Origin of the sequence: Leifsonia sp. SIMBA_070 (assembly GCF_046534635.1) — a bacterium.
In the GTDB taxonomy this organism is placed as follows: Bacteria; Actinomycetota; Actinomycetes; order Actinomycetales; family Microbacteriaceae; genus Leifsonia.
The window spans coordinates 1-273 of sequence record NZ_JAWRYK010000260.1 but is presented as its reverse complement, the minus strand read 5'-3'; the positions used below and the strand labels follow the sequence as shown (position 1 = coordinate 273).

Here is a 273-nt window from a genome sequence, read left to right as displayed (position 1 = left end):
AAGCCGAAACAGTCCAGCGTGAAGGTGTCTGCGGGCGATCGTCAGGAAGACAGTGCTCATGCTGCCCTGCTGACGCTTCAGGCAGAACTCCGGACGCTGGAGAAGCATGCCGGAGCAAATGAGAAAATCAGCCAGCAGCGCCGGGATTTGTGGAAGGCGGAGAGTCAGTTCGCGGTACTGGAGGAGGCGGCGCAACGTCGCCAGCTGTCTGCACAGGAGAAATCCCTGCTGGCGCATAAAGATGAGACGCTGGAGTACAAACGCCAGCTGGCT

General features: G+C 59.3%; 1 pseudogene. It reads left to right on the top strand.

What is annotated here, in order from left to right:
• Positions 1-273: pseudogene (locus SB754_RS20260) on the top strand (phage tail tape measure protein); the annotation flags it as partial.